Below are 5,221 nucleotides of genomic sequence, written 5' to 3'. Positions count from 1 at the left end.
GTCTTCCCGGCCTCCAAGGCCGGGCTCAATTGAGGCCTTCACACGAGCACCAATGTGCAGCCGGTAGCCGTTGTCTTCCCGGTCTCCAAGGCCGGGCTCCATTGAGGCCGACGGTGGCGGAGCCCGACGCCCGGACGGTGGCGGAGTCTTCCCGGTCTCCACGACCGGGCTCCATTGAGGCATTTCGACGCTGGTGTAGGAGTCGAGTTGCCAGGTGTCTTCCCGGTCTCCAAGGCCGGGCTCCATTGAGGCGTCCCGCGGTGGCCCAGATCGAACCAATGCCCAACAAGTTTTCCCGGTCTCCAAGGCCGGGCTCCATTGAGGCATGTGGTCGGCAGCGGCATTGGTGAAGCTCAGCACCGTCTTCCCGGTCCCCACGACCGGGCTCCACTGAAGCGCGGCGACAAAACGGGCTTCTTCGACTCGGGGAGTGGAGTGGGGACGTGACGTGGTGTTTGGCACCTGCGATGTCGGATGCTGGCCTGCTCGCCGGCCACCGTCGACGCCGGGCAGCTTGCCGCTGGCGAGTATTCCGGCGGGCGAAGGCAGGGAGTGTCCAGATCTATGACAAACGATGTAGGAGACGGCACCAGCCGCGGGCAGAACGTTGGAATCATGCGGGTGTCAGATCGGCTCTCGCGGCCGTAGGCGGCGTTTGTCATCGATTTTGACAACCATAGGAGCATCATTCCGTCCCACGGCGGGGCACACACCCCACACCACCCACACCCACTAACCAGAAGAGCCTCTTCACGGATACCACAACGACCGGCAGGTTGTGGGTCTCGGCGCGCTCACGCAACCGGGCCAGCAGGCCGTCTCCGGACACGCGCGGCAGCATGCCACTCCACCCGGCGGTTTCCAGTCTGGGCCGTCTCCGGACACGCGCGGCAACATGAGGTCCACAGGGACGACGTCGATCCCCCGGCCGCGATCCGCTCCAGCGCGGCGGTGACCTCACCGGCCAGGACTGCGGGGCCCCATACCGCCGAACGCCGATGATGACAACCACCGCAACCGTGGCCAGAAACAAGCGAAGCCCCCGGGACCTTGTGGGTCCCGAGGGCCATCGCCGTGGCTCCGACCGGCGTCGATCCGGTGACCTTTCGATTTTCAGTCGAACGCTCTACCAACTGAGCTACAGAGCCGAGGTGCGCGATCGCCCAGCCGTTTCCGACTGAGCGACCCGCATCCGCGACCTCGACGGGACTTGAACCCGCGACCTCCGCCGTGACAGGGCGGCGCGCTAACCAACTGCGCCACGAGGCCAATATGTCATCACTTACGTGAATCGTACCCCCAACGGGATTCGAACCCGTGTTACCGCCGTGAAAGGGCGGGGTCCTAGGCCGCTAGACGATGGGGGCCCGGTGCCCTTGGCGTCGTCGCGCCTTGAACCGGGATGTACGGTATTGGGGCGGGACCCGTCCGCGCAAATCTTACGGGCGTGACTCTGCTCACCGCCCGTCGAAGTCCCGCAGACAGCCTCCCCCAAACGGCCGCCGGCCGGCGCATGGCAGGCTGTTCCCATGACCCCGATCCGCCTGTCCGACGCCGAGTTCGAGTCCGCCGTCGCCGACGCCCTGGACGCCATCCCGGAGGAACTGGCCGCCGAAATGGACAACGTGGTGGTGCTGGTCCAGGACGAACCGGATGCGGACATGCTCGGCCCCGGCGACTACGACGCCGCCGGCCACCCCACCCTGCTGGGCCTGTACGACGGCGTGCCGCTGACCGAGCGCGGCGCCGACTGGTCCCTGGCGCTGCCCGATCGCATCCTCATCTTCCAGGGCCCGCTGCAGCGCTGGTGCCGCAGCCGGGAGGAACTGGTGGAGCAGGTGGCGGTAACCGTGATTCATGAGGTCGGCCACCACTTCGGCATCTCCGACGCCCGCCTGCACGAGCTCGGCTGGGAGTAGGCGTACACATTCACACGGGGCGCAAGCTTCACTCCCGGCGCGATTACGTGTGACACTACCGTTATGACCACAGTTGCACCCGGGGAATCCTCCTCGCCCGAGGCGCGTCACCTGAGCACCTCATCCACGCCGCCCCGCCGCGAGACACGCATGAGCCGCCGTCACCCGGAGGGGCTGATGGCTCACGGACCGGTCGGGGATCCGGTGGTAACCGCCCGCAACCTGTCCAAGCTCTTCGGCAACGGCGAGAGCGCGGTCACGGCCCTGGAGTCGGTGGACGCGCATATCGCTCAAGGCCGCTTCACCGCCATCCTGGGCCCCTCCGGCGCAGGCAAGACGACCCTGCTGCGCTGCCTGGCGGGCCTGGAGACGCCCACCTCGGGGACGATCATCCTCGACGACGAAGAGATATCCCTGCTGAACCAGCGGCGCCTGACCCGCCTGCGGCGTGAACGGATCGGCCTGATCTTCCAGTCCCACAACCTCGTCCCCTCCCTGAGCGTTGTCGAGAACATCACCCTGCCGCTGACGCTGGCCCGGCGGCCCATCGATACCGCGCGCCTGGACCGGATCGTCGACGTCGTCGGCCTGCGGGGCCGTCTCGATTACCGCCCCGACGAGCTCAGTCCGGAAATGGCCCAGCGAGTGGCCAGTGCCCGCGCACTCCTCGGCGCTCCGGCGGTGGTGCTCGCCGACGAGCCGACCGGCTCCCTCGGCTCGCCGGCCGCCACGCAGATCCTGCGCATCCTGCGCACCGCGGTCGACGAACTGGAGCAGAGCGTCATCGTCGCCACTCACAACGCCGACGTGGCCGCCCACGCGGACACCGTCCTGTTCCTGCAAGACGGCAATATCGTTGCCGAGATGAATCAGCCGGACCGGGATCGGCTCCTGGATGCTCTACACGATCTGGGCGACACGGCCAACGCCAGCATCGGCGTCGGCAACGTCGAGCGGGAGGTCTCGCAGGTGGAGGAGGCCTGGGCGCAACCGCTCGGCGCTCGAGGATCCGCCCGCTCCCACACCCGCGGTAACCGTCCCCACGACTGGGACGACCCCGGTGAGCGCCCCCGCCCCGGAAGGTCCGCACGCGACTACGACGCCGCCCCCCACGACTGGGACGACCCCGGCAACCGTCCGACCCGACCCGGGCGACGGCCGCATCGGGCCGCCGGATCCGGCGGCGCCGGAGCGGACGGCGCAGACCGCAACGACCCCTGGGGCTACCAGTGATCCGGGCGGCCTGGCGCGGCGTGCGCATGCGGCCCGGTCCCGCTCTCCTGCTTGCCGTGGTCGTCGCCGCGGCCACGGTCATCATGGTCGGCGCCTTCGCGCTTGTCGCCGCCGACCGGGACGGCGGATCGGTGGTAAGCGGACAGGCCGACTCGTTGGCTCGGGCCGGCACAAATGCACTGGTGCTGGGCCTCGGCGGCTTGACGGGACTCATGCTCGCGCTGATCGTCGCCGAGGCGTTCAGCACGAGCCTGCGTCGGCGCGCCGGGGTGTTCGCGCTCCTGCGGGCCACCGGGGCGTCCACGTCGCTGTTGGCGGGGACCATCCTCCTCCAGGCGCTCGTCATCGGCCTGTTGGGCAGTGCGCTCGGCCTGCTCGGCAGCATCGTGGCGCCGCGCCTGCTCACCGCCGAACTCGCCTCGGCCCTCAAGCCGACCTGGGACTCCGGTGAGGCGCTGCTGCCGCAGGAGCTCGCCGTCGGCACGGCCCTACTGGCCACGCTCGTCGGCACCCTGCCGCCCGCCTTACGCGCGGTCACCGCCCCACCGGGGACGACGCCGGCCGCGCCCTCCAAACCGCAGCAGCCACCGCCGGCACGCGGCGTCACCGGCGCAGTGTTGCTTGTTGTGGGTGCGGTTGGCAGCGTCGTGGTCTGGCGCCTGGATGCCCTGCCTCACCGCGTCGGCGTGCTGTGGGCAGCGGCCGGAGTGCTGCTCGTCGGCATGCTCATTGCACTGCCGCAGGCGGTGCGCGCGTTGGTCGCCGTATTGGGACTGCCGGCGCGACTCGGTTCCAGCGGCCGGCTGGCGCTGCGGCAAATGACGGCAACACCCCGCAGTGCGGCCGCCATCGCGGTGGCCCCGCTGCTCGCCACTGCGACGGTCTGCGCGGGCGCGCCGCTCGCCGTCTCACTGCGCGCCACCGTGGCGGATGAGGCCGTCCCCGGACGGGCGGCTGCACAACTGGATGTACTGCCCGCGTTGCTGATCTGTGTGAGCGCACTCGCCGGTCTGTGCGCAGCCGGAGCCCTGGCGGCATCGGCCGCTGAGCGGACGGGTGAGAGTGCGCTCATGCGAGCGGTGGGGCAGGGCCGCGGGCAGCGGGCCGCGCAGCTCCTGTGTGAATTCACTCTCGCCTGCGTAGCCGGACTGGTCCTGGGCGCGGCGACCGGACTGCTGCTGGCCGGGGCGGGAGGAGCCGTGCTGGCCGACCAGGGAATTGGCGGCTTCGCGATCCCCTGGCGGCAACTGCTGCCACTGCTGGCGATCGGCTGCGGCGTCGGCGTGCTATCCGCGCTGGCACCGGTGCTGAAACCAGCACCGCGAGTCGTGTCAACCACAGAACCGGACGGGGCGCCTGCATAACCCCGCCCCAGTCCGTTACCATGCCATTACCTTCCCGTAAGCCCGCGATGAGGTGGTCGACTCTTGTCGGCTCTCGCCGCACCCGGCCACTGGAGGTACCAGACCCGCCCGCGCCTGTTGAGGAATGCCATGGCGAAAACCACCATCTTCATCTTTCATCCCGATCTCAGCCAGTCCACCATCAACCTGCGCCTGGCGCAGGCGGCGGAGGGACTGGAAGGAGTCGAGATCCGCGACATGTACGCCCTGTACCCCGACTTCAACTTCGACGTCGAGGCCGAGCAGGACTTGCTGGAACGCACCGATCGGATCGTGCTTCAGTTCCCGATCCAGTGGTACTCCAGTCCGCCGCTGTTGAAGAAGTGGGAGGACGACGTCCTGACCTGGGGATGGGCCTACGGCACCAACGGAGACGCCCTGCAGGGCAAGGAGCTGCTGCTGGCCGTGTCCGCCGGCGCCGTGGCCGCACACTACCGGCGCTTCGACACCCGCCGTTCGGTGACCGACGTGCTGTTCCGACGGCGTCGGCGCGATCGGGACGCCGCCTCCTCCGGCTACACCATGAACGACGTGCTGCGCCCCTTCCAGGCCACCAGCGTCATCATCGGCACCGACTACCTGGAGCCCTTCGTCACCCCGGGGGCGACGACGATGCACACCGCCGACCTGGAGGCGCGGGCCAAGGCCTACGCCCGCTACGTGACC

The 5,221-nt window shown here is 69.2% G+C and carries 4 protein-coding genes and 3 tRNA genes; 4 read left to right on the top strand and 3 right to left on the bottom strand.

The features are described from left to right. Positions 1 to 1,075: 1,075 nt before the first annotated feature. The 3 genes from DRB06_RS12560 to DRB06_RS12550 all read right to left on the bottom strand — a co-directional run bounded on the left by DRB06_RS12560 (position 1,076) and on the right by DRB06_RS12550 (position 1,367). Positions 1,076 to 1,148, bottom strand: a tRNA-Phe gene (locus tag DRB06_RS12560). Positions 1,149 to 1,195: 47 nt separating this feature from the next. After that, positions 1,196 to 1,269 (bottom strand) — tRNA-Asp (locus DRB06_RS12555). 25 nt (positions 1,270 to 1,294) lie between these two features. Beyond that, positions 1,295 to 1,367, bottom strand: a tRNA-Glu gene (locus DRB06_RS12550). Between the two features lie 162 nt (positions 1,368 to 1,529). Between DRB06_RS12550 and DRB06_RS12545 the strand changes: the two genes are divergently transcribed. From DRB06_RS12545 to DRB06_RS12530, 4 genes are all read left to right on the top strand, one after another. Next, positions 1,530 to 1,919, top strand: a complete 390-nt coding sequence (locus DRB06_RS12545; RefSeq protein WP_073331078.1) for a metallopeptidase family protein — start codon at positions 1,530 to 1,532, stop codon at positions 1,917 to 1,919. A gap of 63 nt (positions 1,920 to 1,982) precedes the next feature. Beyond that, positions 1,983 to 3,152 (top strand): ABC transporter ATP-binding protein, encoded by a 1,170-nt coding sequence (locus DRB06_RS12540; RefSeq protein WP_258522258.1) that lies wholly within the window; start codon positions 1,983 to 1,985, stop codon positions 3,150 to 3,152. 26 nt (positions 3,153 to 3,178) lie between these two features. After that, positions 3,179 to 4,516: an FtsX-like permease family protein gene (locus DRB06_RS12535; protein ID WP_146750885.1), complete on the top strand. Its 1,338-nt coding sequence runs from the start codon at positions 3,179 to 3,181 to the stop codon at positions 4,514 to 4,516. Positions 4,517 to 4,645: 129 nt separating this feature from the next. Then, on the top strand, positions 4,646 to 5,221 hold a 576-nt coding region (locus tag DRB06_RS12530), incomplete at its 3' end, for an NAD(P)H-dependent oxidoreductase (RefSeq protein ID WP_111820129.1).

It is taken from the genome of Actinomyces sp. Z5 (genome assembly GCF_003287795.1).
GTDB classification, from domain to species: domain Bacteria; phylum Actinomycetota; class Actinomycetes; order Actinomycetales; family Actinomycetaceae; genus Actinomyces; species Actinomyces glycerinitolerans.
Note: the sequence above shows the minus strand (reverse complement) of the source record. Positions and strands in the feature narration are given on the sequence as shown.

Excerpts from the sequence above, each read along its gene's own strand:
- DRB06_RS12545 (WP_073331078.1), top strand. The coding sequence starts at position 1,530 with ATGACCCCGATCCGCCTGTCCGACGCCGAGTTCGAGTCCGCCGTCGCC.
- DRB06_RS12540 (WP_258522258.1), top strand. The coding sequence starts at position 1,983 with ATGACCACAGTTGCACCCGGGGAATCCTCCTCGCCCGAGGCGCGTCAC.
- DRB06_RS12535 (WP_146750885.1), top strand. The coding sequence starts at position 3,179 with ATGCGGCCCGGTCCCGCTCTCCTGCTTGCCGTGGTCGTCGCCGCGGCC.